Here is a 21299-nt window from a genome sequence, read left to right as displayed (position 1 = left end):
CTCATAGGGTCATATTGCCCGAAACTCCGGCGCGAAATTCACTCACAGAAAATCGAAAGGGCGAATTTCCTTTCCAGAAAGTTATAGTCGGAAGAATCCTGCTAATTGTCCGATGAAGTTATTTTCGGGTGTAATTTGCCGCATGTCTTGGGTATTATTTACGCCGATCGAAAGGATATGTGCGAACAAATTGCCGGACGTCCTTCACGCCCGAAATGTGAAACGTTTGCGCAGCGCACAAGGACAGTTGGCAGTAGTGGCAACACGTTAGGGAATCGTCGGAGCCTGCCGGGCCTGCCATGGCAGGTGGTTCATTCATCTTCTCCCGGTCTGAAAACCGGGCGACAAAGCGTCATTGTCAGTCAGGATTACTGAGCAATGCGAACTCGCTCGCGCCGCCATCCTCGTCCGGAATCCAGCAGTCAACTCTTTGGACTTTTTTCGAGAACTTTCTCGACAGGGATGCGCTTGCCATGAACAAACGACGTCAATTTCTAGGCCGCCTGACGGCGCTCGGCGGCAGTTATGTCCTCACTGCATGCGGCGGAGGCGCCGGCAATATCACCGATGCTTCAGTTGACGCGGTGGCGAAAGCCACGGCCCGCGCGGCGGCATCGGCTAGCGGCACGACCATTCCGTCGGCGACATCGATCGTCGACAACTCCGGCGCCACATGGACTCTATCGGGTGGTTCCGTCTACCGGAACGGCGTGAAAGCGGGCAACAACTATAACGTCGCGCTCGTACTGTTCTACGGCGGGGTGATCTATCACCAGGGGACGGGCGGCCAGTTCTATTCGTGGAATGGATCGACGTGGATTGCCTGTAACGACCCGCGCCTCGGCGGCACGTCGTCCGATGGCACGGCGATTCCCCCCGCGTCGTACATCATCGACAAGACGGGCGCGATGTGGACCGTCGTGAACGGCGTCATCTACAAGAATGGCAAGACGGTCGGCAACACGTATAACGTGTCGCTGCTGCTGTGGTACGGCGGAAAGATCTGGCACAAGGGAACGGGCGGACAGTTCTATGTCTGCACGGACGTCGGCGGCTGGCTGCCTTGCAATGATCCGCGCATCGCTACAGCGGCCACGGCAGGCATGTTCTATGGCGTCAACGGCCACTACGACTACAGCTACACCCCGGTGCAGCTCGTATCGATCCTGAAAGGCATGGGCTGCACGAGTTACCGCGTCGGTTGCACCGACGACCCGAATCAGTTGAATGCCGTCGGCAAGCTCGCGCAAGCTTTCCAGTCGGCGGGGATTTCGCTGCTCGTGCTGATCAACCAGGGCGTGTACGACTCGAACGGCAACGTCTTCACCAGCGAGTCAGCCGCCTACAATCGCGGGTTGCAGGCTGCGATGGCCGTCGCGAATGCACTCAAGGCATACGGCGTGACCCTTTACGAGTGCGGAAACGAGTTGACGCGGCAGAACGCCACGATCCTGGACTTTACCAACGCAGGCACCAAAGCTGTCGACTTCAACAACACGAACTGGCCCGCCATGCGCGGCGCGATGCGCGGCATGATCGACGGCGTGAAGTCGGTTCAACCGTCGGCAAAGTGCGGCATCAACTTCTGTGTCGCGGACATTGGCGCAGCGGACGCCCTGTGGGACGGCATGCAGCCAGACGGCTCGGGCGGTCATCCGAAAGTGCGCTGGGACATCACGACGTGGCATAACTACGAAGTGTACGGCGACATCTTCAACATCGGTATCGACGGCTCGGGGCCGGGCTTCGATCTGCCGACGTACTGCAAGGCCCGCTATGGGGTGCCGTTCATCATCACCGAATGGAACACGGGGCCCGAGAAGACGCAGGCGTATCGAGCCAGCTATATCACCACTACGCTCGGCAAGTTCTATCAGGCGCGTAAGACGCACAACATCCAGTCGGTCATGTATTACGTGCTCGATAGCGGCAACAACACTTACGGCATTATGACCAACGGTGTTGCGCTCAATCCGCCGTATAGCGCGTTCACGAGTTTCGTGTCGGGCAACGCGGATTCCTGATCCGCAGCGGGCGCCACGCGCTCCACGAATGCGAGCGGGGAAGCGCGGCCTCACAGATCAGCGCTCACCTCCAGCAGTTGTCCCCATTCATAATCGATGTGGTCGGGCGTGAAGGGCAATACGCCAGCCCCGGGTGTGAACGTTAATTCACCGAAATAGACGCGATTATCGGGGGCATAGAGATCGACGCGAACATAGTCGAAATCTTCGGCCATGATCGTCGCGGCTTTCAGCACCGCTTCGAGATTGTCAGGTCGAGGCGGCGGCTCGGCACTGCGTGTGTAGGGGCCGATCATCACATCCATATGCCGCCATTGCGCGTCGAACACGTCGCCATGCGTGTTGTTGCCGAACCGGTCCGTGATCAGAAGAACGTACATGAGTGGACGTCCAGCGTGCCCGCCGAAGCAATGCACCTTGAAATCAGCCGGAACGCGCCCTCGGCGGTCCAGAAGAAGCTGCTCGAAGAAGATACGCGGCTTGATTCTCCTGTAGTGCCGTTCGCGTGCAACCCAATAGAACGACGTCGATAGCCACCGTTCGGACAGCTCCTGCAGCCTTTCGAACGTGGTCTCCGACTTGTTCCGCACGATTTCGACGAACGTGCTGCCGTGATTCGCCTTCATCACGAACGCATCGGGCAGACTGTCGAAGACCGCACGCGTGAACACATCAGGCGCGGCGATCAGCGGAACGAGATGATCTTCGCCGAGCTTTGCGGCAACATATTCCCGAACTTCGAGCTTATCGGTCAAGCGTACGTAGCGCGGGTCCGGACGAAGATTGCGTTGCAGGATCTTCTCGTTGAAAGTCGCGGGACGAGCGAGCCGCGGATATCGCCCGATACATTTCCGGTGCAACAGGCACAGGAATAGCCTATCGGGCAATATCGACTTCGCCTTCTCTTTCATTCTCCGGGTCGCTGACTGCGATGGAATCGGATCTCCCAAAGCATGGTCATGCAGCAGCGGGCGCGCCTCGACTTTTTCGGACGATGCGAGCGTCTCCTTTCTCATGGCAGACGCGGTCATCTCTTCACGGGCCTGCGCATACTCGGTTATTGGCATTTTTTTTGCGCTCCCTGTGCCCTGCTAGAAAACAGGCTTCATTAGCGGATCCGTCGTTGCGGTCGATTCGATGGCATGATCAGCCGTCGCTGCCGTCGGCGTTTGAGTGTGATTGCCGTTGCCGAGATGGCGCAACGCGCGAAAGGTTGTGGGCGACATGCCATAACGCACCTTGAAGATGCGTCCTAGCCGGTTGCCGTCGCCCATGCCGCAACGCCTTGCAATCTTGTCGATCGGAAGCTCGGTGTCCATCAGCATCGAGCAGACGACTTCGAAGCGCGTGCGCAGCAGGTATTCGAGCGGGGTCATGCCGAACTCGACCTTGAAACGGCGCTGAAAGTTGCGCTTGCTCATCGCCGCGGACTCGGCAGCCTGGCTGACGGAAATGGGCTTGCTATAGTTTTCTCTGATCCAGTGCGCGGACTCGCGGATTTTCTCGGACGTCGTCGCGACGCCCGGATCATCGGCGTCGGGCCGCATGCGCTGACGTACTTGCGGCTGCAGCGTATGCGCGATCCGGCGTGCCGTCTCCGCGTTGAGGTCGCGCTCGATCTGCACGAGGGCCATTTCAGTCGCCGTCGCACCGGCGGGTCGCATCTCCGAAAGACCGTCGTCCAGCACGAACACGGGCACGGCGGACTGCGCCGGGCCGCTCGACAGATCAGTTTTCTGCCGCATGCAGGGCGGCGTGCCCGGTCCCTGGCGCGACAGCCAGGAGACGAGTTGCTCGCTCGACTCGGGCATCGGATCGGCGCTGCAAGCAACGAAGAAGGCGTGGAAGTCAGCCAGCTGAAATCGTTCGAGCTTCTGCGTCCAGATCGGAAAGCTGGCGCCGCCCGTGACGAACCCGCCCGTCTCAGACAGCACTGAGAAGCGGTACGGCGGCGGCTCGGTGCCGACTTCCGCTTCGAGCTTGTTGGCAAGGCAAAAGGCGTCGCCAACCGCGCCCGCAGCCGCCATCGAGCAATGCGGCGCGATCAGCAGACCAATATGCTTTTCAAACTTCGATTTCTCGAGCCGTTCATCGGCACACAACGGATGCGATTGATAAATCCAATTCACCGTTAGCTCTCCCAATTAATACACAACAATTCGACCCAAATCAGAATACATTAGAGAAATGAGCCATGCGACACCTGTCCGATTGGCGCGATTGATGTGGCGAAATCGTTCGGATGTGGGAAATTCTTACTTAAATGTGCACTTACGGTTCGAGGTGTTTCTTCTGGTCACGGAAAGATTTTCTGAGAGAAAGTGTCCGATTTTGTTGAGTCAAAGCCGGTTCATTCAGCGGAAAGGCTTGCCATATAAGGGTCGCAGAATGTGAAATGATTTCGTAAGCGAATCGCCGTAACCGCATCCTGTCACTACCGTTGTGTTACGCGATTTTCCGCGTCGGGTATCACTCTGTTACACGAATTTCGGATCGCAACAATTCTTTCTCTCGTCAGCCGTCGATGTAACGTGTTCCACGATATCGGCCATTAGCACCCGAATTTAGGCCGGGTTTGTACTAATTCGAATTCTGTGCGTCTATGCTTCAACGCAACATCAATGGAATGGCGATTTCGCGGATCGAAAGCCAATTCATGTAATCAGTCTGAAGCTATTTCAAACGCTCTTTCCAGGCGAATTGCTCCCGTCGAGAGCGTGCACGACATGCCACTCGCCTCACGCGGTTGTGAGGATCGAAGCTTGTCGTTGGGCACGCCAACAGGTCTTCGCATCAGCGCAGACACGACGGGCTTTTCGCAAATGCCAGTGCCGCCAGTGCCGGAAAAGGGGATACGCATGAGTGAACACACAGGCATCTTGCTCTTCTCATCCTGAATTCCCGATACGGCATCGGGGGTTTCGGTTATCTCACTCCCCGTCATTTGCCGGCGGTTGCCGTCATTGCTAGTCGGCCAGCCGTACCCGTAACTCATCATCGGCCCGAGCACGGCTGATCGAGCTTCTGTCACGCCCCGTCAGGCGGCTTCAGGCCGCCATCGGGCCGTGGAGTCACGTGCTTCGCAGCCTGCTCGACAACCGCATATCAAAGGATAATTCCCGTGGATTATTACCCCTCGAACTCGCTTCCTGTTGCACCAGAGGTTGAGCGCGGGCAGCTCACCGCTCGAGAGATGCTCGACCTGATGCGGGACCACATCTGGGAAATCGTGGCGGCCACCGTCGCGGTGTTTCTGCTCGCCGTCGCTTATCAGCTCATTGCAACGCCCGTGTATTCGGCAGATGTGCTCGTGCGTGTCGATCCGCCCGAGCCCAATGCGCTCGGCCTCGCGCTACAGACTCAGGAGGCACTGCCGCCGCCCGCGCCGTCGCCCAGCACGGAAATGGGTGTCATGCGTAGCCGTACGGTGCTCGACCCCGTGATCGACCGATATCGCTTCGACGTTTCGATCAAGCCGCGGCGCATCCCGATCATCGGCGACATTGCGGACAAGTTCTCGACGCCAGGCGAGCCGAATGGCGCATGGCTCGGTCTGAAGTCGTTTGCATGGGGTGGCGAGGTCGTCAAGGTCGCTTACCTGAACGTTCCGCAGAATCTCGAGGAAGAGAAGCTGAGTCTCATTGCGCTCGGCGAGGGCGCGTATGAACTGCTGGGTCCGTCGGGCGAATTTCTGGTCAAGGGCACGGTCGGCAAGCCAGCCGAAGGCAACGGCATTTCGATGCTGGTCAATCAGCTCGCCGCACGGGCAGGCACGCACTTCGAGGTGACCCGCTGGAACTCGGTGGATGCGACCAAACGCTTCATGGATGTCGTGAAGATCACGGACAAGGTGAAGGACTCCGGCCTCATCCAGATCGAATACGCGGACAAGAGTCCTTCAAAGGCCGCTGAAGTCGCGAACGCGCTGGGGCAGCAGTACCTTGCGGCAGCGATCGCCGGCCGTCAGTTGAACGACACGCAGACACTGAATTTCATCAAGGGCGAGTTGCCGCGCCTGCTTGCCGACCTGCGTAAATCGGAAGAAGCACTCAAGAGCTTCCGTGCGAATTCCAATTCGATGCAGCCGACAACCGAGGCGCAATCCTATCTGCAAGGTGGCCTCGATCTCGACCGGCAGATTGCCAGTCTGGAACTGCAACGCACGCAATTGCTGGAAAAGTACGCGCCTGGAAGCCGCTGGATTCAAAGCGTCGACACGCAGCTCGCGCAATTGAAGAAGACGAAAGCCGAGTTCGACGGGCGCTTCCAGGGCATGCCTGCGTCCGAGCGTGAGAGCGTCGACCTGATTCGTGCGCAGAAGGTTGCTGAGACGGTCTACATGGGCATGGTGCAGAAGGCCGAGCAATTGACGGTGCGTCGTGCGAGCACGACGGGCGGTGCGCACATTCTCGATACAGCGGTGCGGCCGCATCGCCCCGTCAAGCCCAATCCTCTAATCGTCCTGCCGGGGGGCTTCGTGCTCGGTCTCGTGGCGGGCGTATTCATCGTTTTCATGCGCCGCCATGTGCTGGTCGGCGTAACGGATCCGCGCTATGTCGAGCGTCGTCTGAGTGTGCCTGTCGTCGGTGAAGTGCTGTTCAGTCATCAGCAATCGTTGCTCGATCGGGGCCTGCCGGCGGCCGCGCGCAAACCGTTGCCGGGCGCGGGCGGACGCGGCGCGCTGCAGATGCAGCGTGGTGCCGAGGGAAGCGAGGCGGCAACGGGCGAAAAGATCGATCCTTCGTTCGGTACTTCGGGCAACAAGATTCTTGCCGAACGCTTCCCGCATGACGCATCCGTCGAAGCGCTGCGCGAAGTCCGCACCGCAATGGCGCGTGACCTTGCGCATACGCGCAACAACATCGTGATGGTGACGGGGCCGACCACATCGGCGGGCAAGAGCTTCGTCGCGGCGAATCTCGCGACGCTGCACGCGGAGGCAGGAGCGCGGGTCGCATTGATCGACGGCGACATGCGCCGTGGCCATCTCGCCGCATTCTTCAGCCAGAGCAATCGCGGCGGCCTTTCCGAAGTGCTTGCCGAGCGGATGCCGCTGCGCGATGTGTTGCGGCAAGTCGGCATCGAGGGCGTGACTTTCATGTCTTGCGGGGCGCGTCCGGAGAACCCGGCGGCATTGCTTACGCGGCCTCGCTTCAGGGAAGTATTGCAGCGCTTGAGCAATCACTTCGATCTGGTGATCGTCGACACACCGCCGTTCCTCGCCGTGACGGACGCTTCGATCATTGCGAACGAAACGGGCGCATCGCTGCTCGTGCTGCGTTCGGGCATGCAGACCGAGGAGGAGATTGCCGACACGATCAAGAAGATCGAGCGCGCAGGTGGACGTGTCGCAGGCGCTGTCTTCAACGGCATTCCGCTGCGTCGTAGCACGCGCAATTACGGCTACGCGACGAACTATGCGAGCGACTTCGGCGAAGTCGAGACAGCTGCCTGATGGCGGCATGTCACTACGCAATCACTGCAAACGGCACAACTTCGTGAGGCGGAGAACGATGGCATTCGCGATTAATGGAAAGTTCACATCGCAGCCTGTAACGGGCGTGCAACGGGTCGCATATGAACTCACGAGAGCAATGCAAATGCGTGAAGAACCGGGCAACGAACTGGAGATCTTCGTGCCGCACAACGCGATGGAGCCCGGTGCGTCGCTCAAGCGGCAGCGGCGCTTTCCGTGGCTGCGCGGCACGCTATGGGAACAGATCACGCTGCCGCTCGCGGCAAGAGGCCGGACGCTCGTCAATCTGTGCAACACGAATCCGATCCTCAAGCGCAGGCAGGTGGTAATGGTCCACGACATGGCCGTTTATGACGCGCCGAATGGTTTTTCGAAGAAGTTCCTGCTGTGGTATCGGCTGTGCTTCTCGATCCTGCCAAGAATGGAACCATTCGTGCTGACGGTATCCGCGTTTTCGAAGCGACGCATCAGCCATCACCTGAAGATCGACGAGTCGCGCATCGCCGTGATCCAGCCCGGCGCCGATCATCTCGATCGCGTCGTGCCGGATTACGGCGTTATTGATCGGCTGCAGCTCAGGGAAGACACGTACTGCGTGATCGTCGGGAGCCTCGATCCGCGCAAGAATCTGCAGCGCGTGCTGGAAGCGATCTCGGGCTTGAGCCATTTGCGCAATGTGAGATTCGTGATCGTCGGCGGAAAGAACTCGCGCATTTTTGCTAATGAAGACATCGAGGCGATGTCGCGTTCAAAGCAGGTGATTTGGGCGGGATTCGTGTCGGACAGCGAGTTGAAGGCGCTCTATCAACGCGCGGGCTGCCTGGTTTTCCCGTCGCTTTATGAAGGCTTTGGATTGCCGCCGCTCGAGGCCATGTATTGCGGATGCCCAGTCGTCGCTTCGTCGCGCACCTCGATTCCCGAAGCGTGCGGAGACGCGGCGATGTACTGCGATGCGATGTCCGCGCAAGACGTTGCCGAAAAGATCTCGCTGATGATGAGCGACGGCGCGATAAGGCAACGGTACAGGGTGAAAGGCATGGCACATGCGCGGGAATACCGCTGGGATCGCTCGGCAAAGAGGCTGCTCGACGTGTTGTACGGCAAGGAGAGCGAGCCTCTTCCGGAACTCGCAGCACGTGTGTCGGCCGGCTGAGCAACGAATGGGACAGCCTGTGGATCGAATCAGTTACCGGCCATTCAGACGACGTGTACTCGCAACATTCGCGGCGCTCGCGTGCGCGGGCTTGCGACCTATGCATGCGGTCGCAGCGGCCGCGTCCGGTCCGGTCGGCAATCGCACACCTCGCAGGATTGTCGACATGATCGGAACGAATGGCTGGCCAGGCTCGGCTGCCGACATCGAGATGTGGCACAAGATGGGCATCAGCTGGGGGCGCGGGTCGGTTGGGCCCGGACAGCCGGATGCGCCGACGCAACCGATGCGCGTCGACAAGACAGGCAATCGCTATGACAGCGATCTGCCCTCGGTCGTATTGCGTAATAACCAGAATGGAATCCGGTCCTTGTTGTTTCTCGGCTATACGCCGAAGTGGAATGCGAGTGTTCCCGGCGACACGAAATCAGCGCCCGAAGATGTCGATGCATGGGAGCGTTATGTGGACGCGGTGGTTCGCAAGTACTCGGGCTCGCCGTATGGCGTGCGCCATTTCCAGATCTGGAATGAAGCGGCGGGGCGTCTGTCAGGCGGATTGCCGCAAGCCACTTTCTGGCACGGCCCGAACTTCAACAAAAACGAGCACCAGTCCGGACCTTATGACCGCGCGATGCAGGACTATGTCGAACGAATTCATATTCCGGCTGCCCGCATCATTCGACGCTATGGCGCCTATGTCGTCTATGGCGGATGGCCGGATCAGGGCGGTCTCGACAATCTCGACAAGTGGCTCGATTACCGGAGCCCGCGTTTGAACGAGCGAATGGCCGATTGGGTGGACTACCTCGATACGCATTACCTGCCCGTTGCAGATCTCGACCGTCTGTATGAACGATACGTCAAACAGGGGCCGGCGCGCGGGTTGTGGCAAACGGAGATTGGCGACAGATACATGCTCGACGAGCACTACTTGTCTCGCTACTTCTTCGAGTTCGCGGTATGGGCGCTGGCGCGCAATTGGGACGATCCAGACAAGTATCTGTCGATGGTCTATCACTGGGACGGCTATGAGCCATTCCGGCTCACGCATCGCGGCCCGCCCGCGCGCACCTTCAATGTGTCGGGCCAAAGTCTGATCGTACTCAACCAGACGATTCCCGGCGCGCTTGCGTCCCTTCCAGAGCCGCTTCGATTCGGTCCGGAAGTGTCGGGCTCCGGTTTGCTGTCGGACAAGGACATGGTGATCCAGGTGAGCGCGCCATCCGGTTGGCGCACCGTGGAAGCAGCAGGCATTGCACCGCAGTCGGGTGGCACGCAAGTGCTCTTCATCGATGCGTTGACAGGCGCTGCCGCTCCGAAGGAAGACGCCGCACTGAACTGGAATAGCGACGTCATGAACATACGGTTTCGCGTGCCGGACAACGTCAATGGCGCCGGCAGAAAGCTACCCAGACATCTTGCCTATCTCGTCGTGCGGGCGAATCAGGGGAAATCGGCTTGAGAGAGACGAGTTCTTTTTGCATTCGGCAGACCCGTACGCCCAATTTCGCAAGCGGATTCAGTTGCCCGCTCACTGACTCAATTCATCGTATCGAGGCTCTATGAAACAGATCGCCATCGTCATATGCAACTACAACTATGAACGTTTTATCGCCGAGACGATCGATTCTTCGTTGGCGCAGGACCATCCCGGAACGCGAGTGATCGTCATCGACGATGGGTCGACGGACGGTTCGCGAGCCGTGATCGAGCAATACGGTTCGCGTATCTCCACGGTTTTCAAGGAAAACGGTGGACAGGTGTCCGCATACAACCTCGGCGTCGAACTCGCCGGCACCGACTACGTGATCTTCCTCGATTCCGACGATGTGCTGTATCCCCCCGCGGTGTCGGAGGTCATGCGCAAGTTCGAAGAAGAGGATCCGGCGAAAGTGCAGTTTCGTCTCGACGTGATCGACGAGTCGGGCAAGCAGACGGGCGCCTACGTTCCGCACTCGGAGCCGCCCGCCGACTGCGGCCGTTTGCTGAGAGAAGGCTGGCTCTATCCGTCGCCGCCGGCGTCGGGCAATGCGTATAGCGTGAGCGCGCTGAAAGCGGTCTTTCCGGTGCCGGAAGGCGGCATCAATCGCTATGGCGCGGACTTCTATGCGATCTACGGGGCCGCGCTGATCGGTGCCGTCGCGACGATACCGCAATCGCTCGGTGCCTATCGGGTCCATCATTCTGCTACCCCGAGCGTGTCGTTTGCGAACTCGGAGCAGATCAAGAAGGCGCCGAAGGCGTTCAAGGAGCGCTGGGTCACGCTGCGTGAAATCGTGAAGGAGCGGATGAATCTCGAACTTCCGCCTGCATTCCATGATTTCGCGCATGAGAAAGCGTACTTCGGATCGAGTCTCTATCATGCGTCGCTCGGCGCGCGGTGGCGCTGGATGCTGAACGATTCGCGCGCCTATATGCACACGATCGTCGCCAACCCTTTCTGGAGCCTGAAAAAGAAGGCCGGCACGCTCTTTCTGTCGAGTCTCTGTCTGTTGCCGTACTCACCTCTTTCAGACTTCGTGGTCCGATACATCACCAACCCGCTTGCGCGACGCGGCACGGTCGAGCAATAGCCGTGCAGCGTCGCCGATACAGGAGAGGTGGGAATGGATGGTAAGAAGAGCGCTAACGTCATAGCATTCGTCTATGGCGGATATCTGATGAGGTACGTGTACCTCATCATCGTCGTGCCTTTCTATGGGCGCGTGCTTGGCGTCGCCGAATACGGACGTGTTCTCGCGGCGATGTCGCTGATGAACGTCATCTGGATGCTGGCGAGCTACGGCTTCACGTTCGTCGGCATGCGCGAAATATCGAAGGCTCAGAACAACGGCGAATGCAACGCCATTTACTCGTTGCATACGAGCGCGCGCCTTGCATTGTGCGCGCTGGGCGCTTGCATCGGCGTCGTTGCGACCTTTTGTTCGCCGACATTGTCCGAGCGACCGCTGATCGGTTTGCTGGCAACCACGCTGGGCGTGGTGTCGGCATTGAATCTGGGCTGGCTCTATCAAGGGCGTCACCATTTCCGCACGCCGATCATGATCGAGGTATTCGGCTTTGCGGTGAGTCTGGCGCTCGTGCTGTGCCTCGTGAGAGGGCCGGCGGACTCGGTTTGGGTCGTCGGTAGTCTGTTGACGGCGGGCGTGCTGTCTCTGGCCATTTCCTATGGACTGGCGACGTATCAGCTGGGGCGGCCGCATCTTTCGTTTTCCGGCATCGCGTCGCTCGTAAAAGGCTCGACGATGCTGTTCTGCTATTCGTCGGGTTCGGTCGTGCTCACTGCATCGTCGACGTATCTGCTGACGCTGCTCTCCACGCCGGCCCAAGTGGGCTATTTCGGCGCTGCGGAACGCTTTGCGACGATCGGGCTGAGCCTGATGGGGCCCGCCTCGCAAGTGTTCATTCCGACCATCTCGCGCCAGCTTGCACAGGGGGATAAGGCGGGCGCGCACGCGACCACGCGGCGAGGCGCGACGCTGATGCTGGGCTACGGCCTGCTGGTGTTTTGCGGCGCGTTGACGTTGTCCCCCATCGTTCTTCCATTGATTCTCGGGGCGGCGTTTACGCCGAGCGGGCATGTGCTGCAGTGCTTCGCATGGATGTTTCCGTTCGCGGCCTTCAACGAATTCGCTGCGTTCTATGTGTTCGTGCCGCGCAAAAAAGATCGCTTGCTGGCTATGGCAGGCGCCGCTTCCGGCGTCGCGAATCTGCTAGCGGCGCTCTATCTCGCCCCGCGATACGGCGCGGAGGGCATGGCATTCGCTCGCGTGATCGGCGAGCTTTCGCTGTCGGCGATGCTGCTGACCATCATGGTTCGACTGGAATTGATCACCCTCGTGCCGGGCGCCGGGCGTGCGATCGCGATGGCGCGAGTCGCGTGGGGAACACGCGGTCAGGCTGGCGCGGGCAAGGAGGATTGAGTGAGGCCTTGTTTCTGGACGAAGCGGATTGAAAAGACCGGGAAAGTACGGACGGACTCGACAAGCACAAGGAGGTCGCGTTGAAAGTTGCCATTGTTCATGACTGGTTGGTGGTATCGGGTGGTGCTGAGAAGGTATTGCAGAACATTATCGAGTGCTTCCCGAATGCGGACCTGTTTTCGTTGGTCGATTTCATGGAGGACCGCGCATGCATAAAAGGCAAGCCGGTCCGCACATCGTTCATCCAGCGCTTGCCGTTCGCGCGCAAACGCTACCGGGCGTATCTGCCCTTGATGCCGATTGCGATCGAACAGCTCGACCTGTCAGCCTACGACCTCGTCATTTCCAGTTCGCATGCGGTAGCGAAAGGCGTGCTGACAGGGCCGAACCAGCTGCACGTCAGCTATGTGCATTCGCCGATACGCTACGCGTGGGATCTTCAGCATCAGTACCTGAGAGAGTCGCGTCTGACGGCGGGCGTCAAATCGGCGATGGCCCGCGTGCTGCTGCACTACATTCGCGGCTGGGATTCGCGCTCCGCGAATGGCGTCGATCATCTTCTTGCCAATTCAAAGTTCATTGCACGTCGGATCAGGAAGGCCTATCAGCGCGATGCGACGGTTATTTACCCGCCCGTCGATCTCAGCCATATGCCGATTCGAGAGGGCAAGGAGAACTTCTACGTTACGGCGTCCCGCATGGTTCCGTATAAGCGCATCGATCTGATCGTCAAGGCGTTCTCGCAAACGCCGGAGCGCAGACTGGTCGTGATCGGCGATGGGCCGGATATGAAGAAGGTCAAGGCTGCCGCGGGGGATAATGTCACGATTCTCGGTCATCAGCCGTTCGACGTGCTGGTCGATCATCTGCAGCGCGCACGTGCCTTCGTGTTCGCGGCGGAAGAAGATTTCGGCATTTCGGTCGTCGAAGCGCAGGCGTGCGGGACACCTGTCGTCGCATTTGGGCGGGGCGGAGCGTTGGAGTCGGTGCTCGGCTTGCCGCGCGAACCGCCCACGGGGGTGTTCTTCCAGGAGCAGACGGCTGAATCGCTGCTGGAAGCCGTGGACAGGTTCGAAAAGTACTCCCGTCTGTTCGATGCGCGTCAGTGCCGCAAGAACGCGGAACGCTTTTCGTCGGAGCGGTTCAAGACGGCGTTGACGTCATTCATCGAAGACCGGCTGCCGGATAGTCTCATCGATCCTGCGCATGCGTACGCCGTCGAAGATGAAGTGTCATTGACGGACGAAGAGCGCGAGCGGCATCTGCTCGTCTGAACCGCTCGCGGGGGTGCTTAGCCGTGTTCCCCCGGTCGCGCGTGTGAAAGCGCGCATACGAGCGCCGGCGTATTTTCTCTGAGCGCCGCCGAGTTCTCCTTGATGAGATCCTGGAACGGCGCCGTGTGCCCATAGGTCAATGTCGACACGGCTAGCAGGCAAATCGTCGACCCGATAGGCCGTACCCCTCGAAATTCGACGCGAAGCGCCGTCCGCAGGAACGCCGCAGCGGCGGCCGCGCCGACTACCCAACCCACGCAGACTTCGGCGATCGAGTGCGAATGTCCATGCACGCGCGAAGCCCCTGTCAGGGCGCCCAAAAGCAGTCCAGCGGCGATGCCTGCGTTGATGCCCGGATAAGCAGGCAACCGCCACCATCTCAATTGCAGCGCGAGCACGACGACCCACACAGCCGTCGATAGCATCGTATGGCCGCTGATGACGCGAAAGTGCGCCAACGGCAGCGCAACGCCCCATGTGTAATACAGGATCTTGCTCGCGCCGACCAGCAGCATGCCGCAGCTCAGCGCGAGCGCCCAGCGTAACGCGAGCCTCACATCGCTCATTGCAATCCAGATTGCGCACACAATGGCCACGGGCAGCGTGACGGCGGCATCGCCGACGTTGGAAAGGACAGTCCACATATCGGGCTATTCGTTCTGTTTTGTCTGGTTCAGGAGCCCGGGACACTGCGCCCGGTTGCCGTTGGATAAGCTTGTCCGCGGTGTCGATACGGGGGCTGCGCGTTCGGAACACGGGCCCGTCCATATTCACGATTCACCACGCGCACAGGTCGCGACGCGAGCAGCAGCGAAATCACGAGAGAAAGAATCAGAACATTTGACGGCGAGACCAGCCGATGTTCGGTCGCGGCCATGACGAGCAGACACACGGATGAAATCTCGACGAAGCGGAATGCCGCAAAGTTCCGCCCACGCTCGACCAATGCGCTGCGTGCGGCGCCATCCTGGCTCCATTTGACGAGCTTCCAGTAGAAACCCAGCATCAGCGCGAGGCCCACCACGCCAAGCTCAGCAAGAAAGTTCAGATACGAGTTGTGCGCGTGCGAATCACTATGTTCGACGATGATGTCGGAAGGCACGCCCAGCACGCCGAAATACGACACGACGTTGCGTATCTGGTCGTCGAATGAACCGAATCCCATGCCCACGATCGGGCTTTGGCGGAAATAGGCGAGCGCTCTTGGCCAGAGCCATTCATAGCGGATGTCCAGATTCGCGGTCTTGGCGTCCTGGTTCTGGATGCTGAAGGTGTAACCCATGTAGTCGACCGTGGAGCGTGTGTGATACATCGCCATCGCAAGGGACGCCACGACGAGGCACGAGATCAGCGACGCGAGAAGCACGCGTTTGCGTCCGAAGTACAGATACGGGAGCACAGCAAGGGCGCCCAGCAGCGAGCCGCGGCTATACGTCGAGAAGAGCATCAGTCCGTTGAGCGCGATCAGCGCGAGCATGATCTTGCTGCGCCGCTGGAGATAGCAGGCCACGCCAAGGCAGAACAGCATCGCGAGAAAGCCGCCTGCCGCATTGCGGGCAATGAAGAAGCTGCCGAAACTGTCGTCGGGATGCTTGAAAATGCTGAGCAATCCGTTCTGTGCAAGATAGAGCGCGTAAGGCGGAATATTGATGACAATCGCAAACACGAAGAACGCGCGAAGCAGCTTGTTCATGTCCCAGCGATGCGCGTACAGACAACCGGCAAAAATGGGCGCATAGGCAATGAAGAAATTACCGTCGCGTCGATAAAAATCGAATTCGGTCAGAGAGTGAGGGTCGTAGAGCAGTGTCGATACGAGCGCGAATAGCGTCAGTGCCGTCAGCGGCGCAATAAAAGACGGGTAGCTTCTGCCGAAAAATCGCCAGGCGCAGAAGATGATCGGCAAAAATCCCACTGCGCTAAGCGGAATCAGATTGGTAACAGTCAGGAATAGCGCCAATACCGATATGTAAGCCATTTCGACTCTCGTGAAGAATAGAGTTGCACGTCCGCTGGTGGAAGTGGCGCATGTCAATGGTGGATGCGATTCGATCCGACATTGCGCGCGGCGAGCGATCGGGTATGCCGATCACTCGCCAGAATGGAATTGCGACTTGCTATTGATGTGTGGTGTTCCCGGATCCCGAGACTAACGGTTGCAGATGCCGTGCCAAACCGGAATAACTAAAGGGACACTTTCTATACACAACCTAACACGACTACCCCTTAATTTCCAAGCTCGAATCGCTTTTCAAAAAAAGATAAAGCCGCCAGATATTAGCCATTATCCGAAAGGCTCAGCGTGACAGGCCATAACATCAACCGTTCGCGCCAGAGATGCTGTGTCGCTGCGTAACGTGTCTATCATCCATCTCAGGTCGAGTTGAATACGCTGGCTGCGAGTCGTTCAATACGCCGTCGCCGGAACTTCGATCTTTCATTCATCTTGCAAGGTTGCGCGAGCACGACGCGAGACGGGCGCTCTCATATGAGCCGCCTTCCATTCGCGGCCGGTGCGATCTGCGGCCATCACAATCCCGCGTCAACACCCGTTACATTCGCGCGCAAGGTGTGTAGATAAAAAGCCGGTGGTTGGGTCATATCGACGTCGCCCGGACAGTCATGGGCGCTGAGGACCGGACTTCCAGACTTCAATACCAGGGAGATTGAAGTGGACACACGAATCACGCATGCCGAACAACAGAACGTCGCCGTTGCCGAAACGGCAACCGGTTGTCGACGGCTCGTGCAGGTTATTCTCGCAGGCGGATCGGGCACGCGGCTCTGGCCCGTATCGCGTGAGCAATATCCGAAACAGCTGATCGATGTGGTCGGCGATCAATCGCTGCTACAGGCCACGATGAAGCGCATGGACGGCTTCACGAAAACGTGGGACGTTGCAGCGGTACCTGTGATCGTCTGCGGTGCTGAGCATTTCTACGCGACGTCCGAGCAGGCGCGAGAGTGTGGCGTGAAGCCGTGCGTCGTCGTCGAGCCGGCGCGACGCGATACGGCGCCCGCGTTGACGCTGGCCGCGCTGGCTGCCTGTGCGGACGGCGACGACCCTATTCTCGTCGCGATGCCCGCGGACCACGCGATTGCGGACGTGCCCGCATTGCATCGTGCCATCGAACTCGCGGCGCTTCACGCAGAGGCCAGCGAGATCGCTACGCTGGGCGTCCCGCCGACGAGTGCCGACACAGGCTTCGGCTATATCCGTCTCGGCGCGCAATTGCCGGATGGCGCGCATCGTATCGACCGCTTCGTCGAAAAGCCTGCTGCCGAATTGGCCGCGCAATACGTTGCATCGGGCGGCTACTGGTGGAACAGCGGGATGTTCGTGGTGCGCGCTTCTGTATGGCTTGCCGCGCTGAAAGTATTCCAGCCGGACATGCACGCCGCGTGCATGCAGGCCCACGCGAACGCCAAACGGGACGACGGTCATATCGCGCCGGGCGCCGATGCATTCGAGCGCTGTCCGTCCGATTCGATCGACTACGCGGTGATGGAGCAACTCGGCAAGCCCAAGTCGCCCTTCACGGCTGTCGTGGTGCCGCTCGAAGCCGGCTGGTCCGATCTCGGTTCATGGGATGCCGTGTGGCAGGCAATGGACAAGGATGAGTTCGGCAATGTGGCGAACGGCCGTGTGCTGATGGAAGGCGCAACGAGTACTTATGCTCGCTCGCAGGGCGGCAGGCTCGTCGCGTGCGTGGGCACGAGCGATCTCGTCGTCGTCGAAACGGACGATGCCGTGCTCGTCGCGGATCGATCGCATGTGCAGGACGTCAGGGGGCTGGTGTCGCGTATCCGGCAGACGAAGTCGCCGGAAGCCGACAACCATCGAAAAGTGCGGCGCCCATGGGGCTTTTACGACTCCATCGATCACGGCGAGCGCTTTCAGGTCAAGCGCATCGTCGTGAGTCCAGGCGGGCGGCTGTCGTTGCAGATGCATCACCATCGCGCGGAGCACTGGATCGTCGTATGTGGCACCGCGCTCGTCACGCGCGACGACGAGCAGTTCCTGCTGACCGAGAACCAGTCGACCTATATTCCGATCGGCGTGCAGCATCGTCTCGAGAACCCCGGCCATGTGCCGCTGCAGATCATCGAGGTGCAATCCGGCGCGTATCTCGGCGAGGATGACATCGTGCGGTTCGATGACGAGTACGGCCGCTGCAATTGAGCAGCCGTGGTGAACATGTGCTTGCTGAAAGGGGTGTTGTGATGCGTGCATTGACAGGTCTGCTGGCGCGGCTATTCGACGTCGCGTTGATCGTGACGGGTGCGCTCGTGGCGTCGCAAATCCGCTTCGACGACGTTTCGCAGCGGGGGTTCTATCTCGCGTTCGTCGCGTTTGCGGCGGCGTTCTCGCTCGCCATATTTCCCACGCTGGGCGTATATGAATCGTGGCGTGGGCGTTCGAAACGGGTATTGACGGGGCAAGTGGCATTGGGCTGGCTGATCGTGCAGGGATGCGCAATGGCCTTGATGTTCTCGCTGCACCGGATCGATGTTGTGTCGCGCCTGTGGTTCGTTTACTGGACGGCCATTTCAGGTAGCGCGCTCATTGCGAGCCGTCTCGTACTGCATAGTGTGATTGGACGCGCTCGCCACGCCGGAATGGATTTGCAGCCTGTTGCGATTGCTGCGTGTGGAGACCACTACAACGACATCATTCACAAGATGGAGGGTGCACCCGCATCCGGTTTCCGGCCGTGGGCGATCTACAATCTGCGGCCGGATTCCAAACCAGCGTCGCGCGTGCCGACCTTCTCCGAGCACAAGGCATTTGCTCGATACGTGCGCGAGCAGAACATCGGCGAAGTATGGCTAGCGTTGCCATTGACGGAAGAGCGCGCGATCCTGAAGCTCGTCGACGAGTTTCGCAATGACCTGATCAACATACGGTTCATGCCGGATGTGCGCGCGCTTGCGCTATTCGAAGGAAGCGTGACGAGTGTGCTGGATCAGCCGACGATCAATCTCGCCGCGTCGCCGCTCCCGCCGAACGCAATGGTCAAGAAGGATCTGTTCGACCGCCTTTTCGCGCTTTGCGCGTTGCTCGCCATTTCGCCGATTCTTCTCGGCTGCGCGATCGCCGTGAAGCTGAGTTCGCGGGGGCCCGTGTTCTTCAAGCAGCAGCGCAAGGGCGCAGATGGCCGCGTGTTCACGATCTACAAGTTCCGTACGATGCGCCTGCATCAGCAAAAGACGGGTGTGCTCGAGCAGGCGAAACGCGATGATCCGCGTATTACGTGCGTCGGCGCCTTTTTGCGGCGGACGAGTCTCGACGAATTGCCGCAATTCTTCAATGTACTGTGCGGCGATATGTCGGTGGTCGGGCCGCGTCCGCATGCGCTGGAGCATGACGACCAGTATCAGCACGTGGTGTCGGGTTATATCCATCGCTACCGGATCAAGCCAGGCATTACGGGCTGGGCGCAGATCAACGGATTCCGGGGCGAAACCGATCGCATCGAAAAGATGGAAGGACGCGTTGAGCACGATCTGTACTACCTGTGCAACTGGTCTTTCGCTTTGGATCTGCGGATCATCCTCGCGACCATCTTCAAAGGCATTGCTCATCAGAACGCGTATTGAGTGCAGTCGCGTATTGCGCTTTATCGCGGCGGTCGAGGCCCCGTTTTTCCCCCAATGTAAGCAGGAACGGCTCAACGCTTTGTTTGAGCAGGTGCGCCATACATGACTCATGCAATTACGTTCAGGAAGTCTTCGGTTGACACGCAGCGTGCGCGGCCGCAAAACGAAGATCGAGCCTTCGTTCATCAGGAGCGCGTCTTGAGCGAGCAGCTTTGGTGCGTTCATATCGAAGGGCTGGACGACTTCGTTGCGACGATGTCCCGGGAAGCCGCCGAGCGAGAGGCATCGGCGATCAACGCATACCTCGACAGCGCGAAAGAGAACGAGCAGGCTGTGACGCGCACCGTGCACGCGTCGGCAACCGTGTGGCCGTTTACGCCAGCGGGCCACGCGCGCTCCTTGGAAACGGACTGGCACGATCTGCAGCGCATGCCGCATCGCCTTGCGCAAGCGCATCGTCGTGAAGGTCCGTTGTCGGCGCTGTTGCAGCGGCTCAAGGCGTTCGTTAGCGGCGCGCGGTAGGGCGGCCAGTACAAGCGCGACGCGCGCTCGCGCAGTTGCGCAATCACGAGATGCCGTGCAACGGCACGTTAGTTACATTACATAGGCGGAGATCGACATGTCGTACGGCATCTTTTCACGGATCGTCACGGTTGGCGCCATTCTGATGTTGGCGAGTTGCGGCGGCGGAGGCGGCGGTGGATCGGGCACCTCGCCGGGCGCGCCAAGCGCGAACACAAGCCAGCCGACGCTGGCGACCGCGACCGCGCTCGTCGACGGCAGCAAGGTCGGCGACGACTATTGGCCCGCTGGTTCGACACAGACGGGCGGCACGGGCCAGCCTGTCAGCGGCCTGAATTGCGGCGCGCGCGGCAATGTCTACACCTACTCGCATCTGTCGATCTATCTGAACGGCAGGCCGCTCGCGCTACCCCCGAACATCGGCACGGTCGCGCCGACGATGGCCGCGCAAACGGGTTGCACGTATCCGCTGCACACAGATGACGAAACGGGTAAGATCCGCATGGACGTGAGCTCGAATGCATCGTACACGCTCGGCCAGTTCTTTGCGATCTGGGGCCAGCCGCTCACGGCGACGAATGTCGCGGGACTGACGTCGACTCCTATCACCATCTACGTGAACAACAGCGGTCAGCTCACCAAATATACGGGCGATCCCGCCAGTCTCGTGCTGCCCGCGCACGGCGAAGTGTCGATAGAAATCGGCTCGCCGCTCGGACAGATCCCCACGTTCAACTGGACCGATCCGCCGTCTTTCGATCCCAACCAGACGGTGCTGGCATACGGTGGCACCGTCGGCTCCGCGCACTGGCAGAATGGCAATACGTCGACAGGCGGCACAGGCGCCGATGTCGATGGCCTGGTCTGCGCGTCGGGCATGAGCGAGCTGTACCACGTGCACGCGCATCTGGCGATCGTCAGCGACGGTCAGTCGCTCGCGTTGCCCGCGAACGTCGGCATTCTCTCGCAGTGCAACTATGAGATGCACACGCACGATTCGACGGGAATCATCCACATCGAAACGCCGAACTTGAAGACTTTCACGCTCGGCCAGTTCTTCGATATCTGGGGGCAAACGTTATCGAGCACGAACGTTGCGGGGGTAGCGGGAACGGTAGTCGCATACATCAATGACAACGGCGACGTGCGGCGCTACGAAGGGGATTTGCGCAGTATCGGGTTGATCTCGCATCGGGATATCACGCTGCAGATCGGCAAGCCGGTGAATACACTGGCGACGTACTCATGGTACGAGCCGCAATAGAGCATCGATTTCAACCGTGGCCGCGACAGACTTGTAGTAGTATGCCTATTTTTTCGGCGACC

General features: G+C 59.6%; 15 protein-coding genes. 11 read left to right on the top strand and 4 right to left on the bottom strand.

Annotated features, from left to right (window positions below; genetic code table 11):
* The first annotated feature begins 473 nt into the window (after positions 1-473).
* Positions 474-2024 carry a hypothetical protein gene (locus SB822_RS38300; RefSeq protein ID WP_410857052.1) on the top strand — a complete coding sequence of 517 codons (1551 nt, stop codon included), beginning with the start codon at positions 474-476 and terminating at the stop codon, positions 2022-2024.
* A gap of 50 nt (positions 2025-2074) precedes the next feature.
* Here SB822_RS38300 and SB822_RS38295 read toward each other — a convergent pair whose 3' ends face one another.
* Complete coding sequence (locus SB822_RS38295) at positions 2075-2935, bottom strand: ATP-grasp fold amidoligase family protein (protein WP_410857070.1); 861 nt, start codon at positions 2933-2935, stop codon at positions 2075-2077.
* 180 nt (positions 2936-3115) lie between these two features.
* Positions 3116-4051, bottom strand: coding sequence for a helix-turn-helix domain-containing protein (locus SB822_RS38290; protein ID WP_410857069.1), 936 nt, complete (start codon positions 4049-4051; stop codon positions 3116-3118).
* Between the two features lie 1094 nt (positions 4052-5145).
* Here SB822_RS38290 and SB822_RS38285 point away from each other — a divergent pair.
* From SB822_RS38285 to SB822_RS38260, 6 genes are all read left to right on the top strand, one after another.
* A complete protein-coding gene (locus SB822_RS38285; protein WP_410857051.1) occupies positions 5146-7479 on the top strand; it encodes a polysaccharide biosynthesis tyrosine autokinase in 2334 nt (777 codons plus the stop codon).
* 58 nt (positions 7480-7537) lie between these two features.
* Positions 7538-8653 (top strand): glycosyltransferase family 4 protein, encoded by a 1116-nt coding sequence (locus SB822_RS38280; protein ID WP_410857050.1) that lies wholly within the window; start codon positions 7538-7540, stop codon positions 8651-8653.
* 7 nt (positions 8654-8660) lie between these two features.
* The gene (locus SB822_RS38275; RefSeq protein WP_410857049.1) at positions 8661-10115 is read left to right on the top strand and encodes a hypothetical protein; all 1455 of its coding nucleotides are present in this window, start codon (positions 8661-8663) and stop codon (positions 10113-10115) included.
* 100 nt (positions 10116-10215) lie between these two features.
* Positions 10216-11226 (top strand): glycosyltransferase family 2 protein, encoded by a 1011-nt coding sequence (locus SB822_RS38270; protein ID WP_410857048.1) that lies wholly within the window; start codon positions 10216-10218, stop codon positions 11224-11226.
* 33 nt (positions 11227-11259) lie between these two features.
* Positions 11260-12576, top strand: a complete 1317-nt coding sequence (locus tag SB822_RS38265; protein ID WP_410857047.1) for a lipopolysaccharide biosynthesis protein — start codon at positions 11260-11262, stop codon at positions 12574-12576.
* 80 nt (positions 12577-12656) lie between these two features.
* Positions 12657-13850 carry a glycosyltransferase family 4 protein gene (locus SB822_RS38260; protein ID WP_410857046.1) on the top strand — a complete coding sequence of 398 codons (1194 nt, stop codon included), beginning with the start codon at positions 12657-12659 and terminating at the stop codon, positions 13848-13850.
* A gap of 17 nt (positions 13851-13867) precedes the next feature.
* Here SB822_RS38260 and SB822_RS38255 read toward each other — a convergent pair whose 3' ends face one another.
* Positions 13868-14494: a phosphatase PAP2 family protein gene (locus tag SB822_RS38255; RefSeq protein ID WP_410857045.1), complete on the bottom strand. Its 627-nt coding sequence runs from the start codon at positions 14492-14494 to the stop codon at positions 13868-13870.
* A 29-nt stretch (positions 14495-14523) separates the two neighbouring features.
* Complete coding sequence (locus SB822_RS38250; protein ID WP_410857044.1) at positions 14524-15828, bottom strand: O-antigen ligase family protein; 1305 nt, start codon at positions 15826-15828, stop codon at positions 14524-14526.
* Between the two features lie 705 nt (positions 15829-16533).
* Between SB822_RS38250 and SB822_RS38245 the strand changes: the two genes are divergently transcribed.
* From SB822_RS38245 to SB822_RS38230, 4 genes are all read left to right on the top strand, one after another.
* Entirely contained in the window at positions 16534-18033 is a 1500-nt protein-coding gene (locus tag SB822_RS38245) for a mannose-1-phosphate guanylyltransferase/mannose-6-phosphate isomerase (RefSeq protein WP_410857068.1), read from the top strand.
* A 41-nt stretch (positions 18034-18074) separates the two neighbouring features.
* Positions 18075-19451, top strand: a complete 1377-nt coding sequence (locus SB822_RS38240; RefSeq protein WP_410857043.1) for an undecaprenyl-phosphate glucose phosphotransferase — start codon at positions 18075-18077, stop codon at positions 19449-19451.
* Between the two features lie 198 nt (positions 19452-19649).
* Entirely contained in the window at positions 19650-19973 is a 324-nt protein-coding gene (locus SB822_RS38235; protein ID WP_410857042.1) for a hypothetical protein, read from the top strand.
* Between the two features lie 97 nt (positions 19974-20070).
* Complete coding sequence (locus tag SB822_RS38230) at positions 20071-21237, top strand: hypothetical protein (RefSeq protein WP_410857041.1); 1167 nt, start codon at positions 20071-20073, stop codon at positions 21235-21237.
* Positions 21238-21299: the final 62 nt, after the last annotated feature.

Source organism: Paraburkholderia sp. SIMBA_054 (assembly GCF_046534875.1).
GTDB classification, from domain to species: Bacteria; Pseudomonadota; Gammaproteobacteria; order Burkholderiales; family Burkholderiaceae; genus Paraburkholderia; species Paraburkholderia hospita.
Note: the sequence above shows the minus strand (reverse complement) of the source record. Positions and strands in the feature narration are given on the sequence as shown.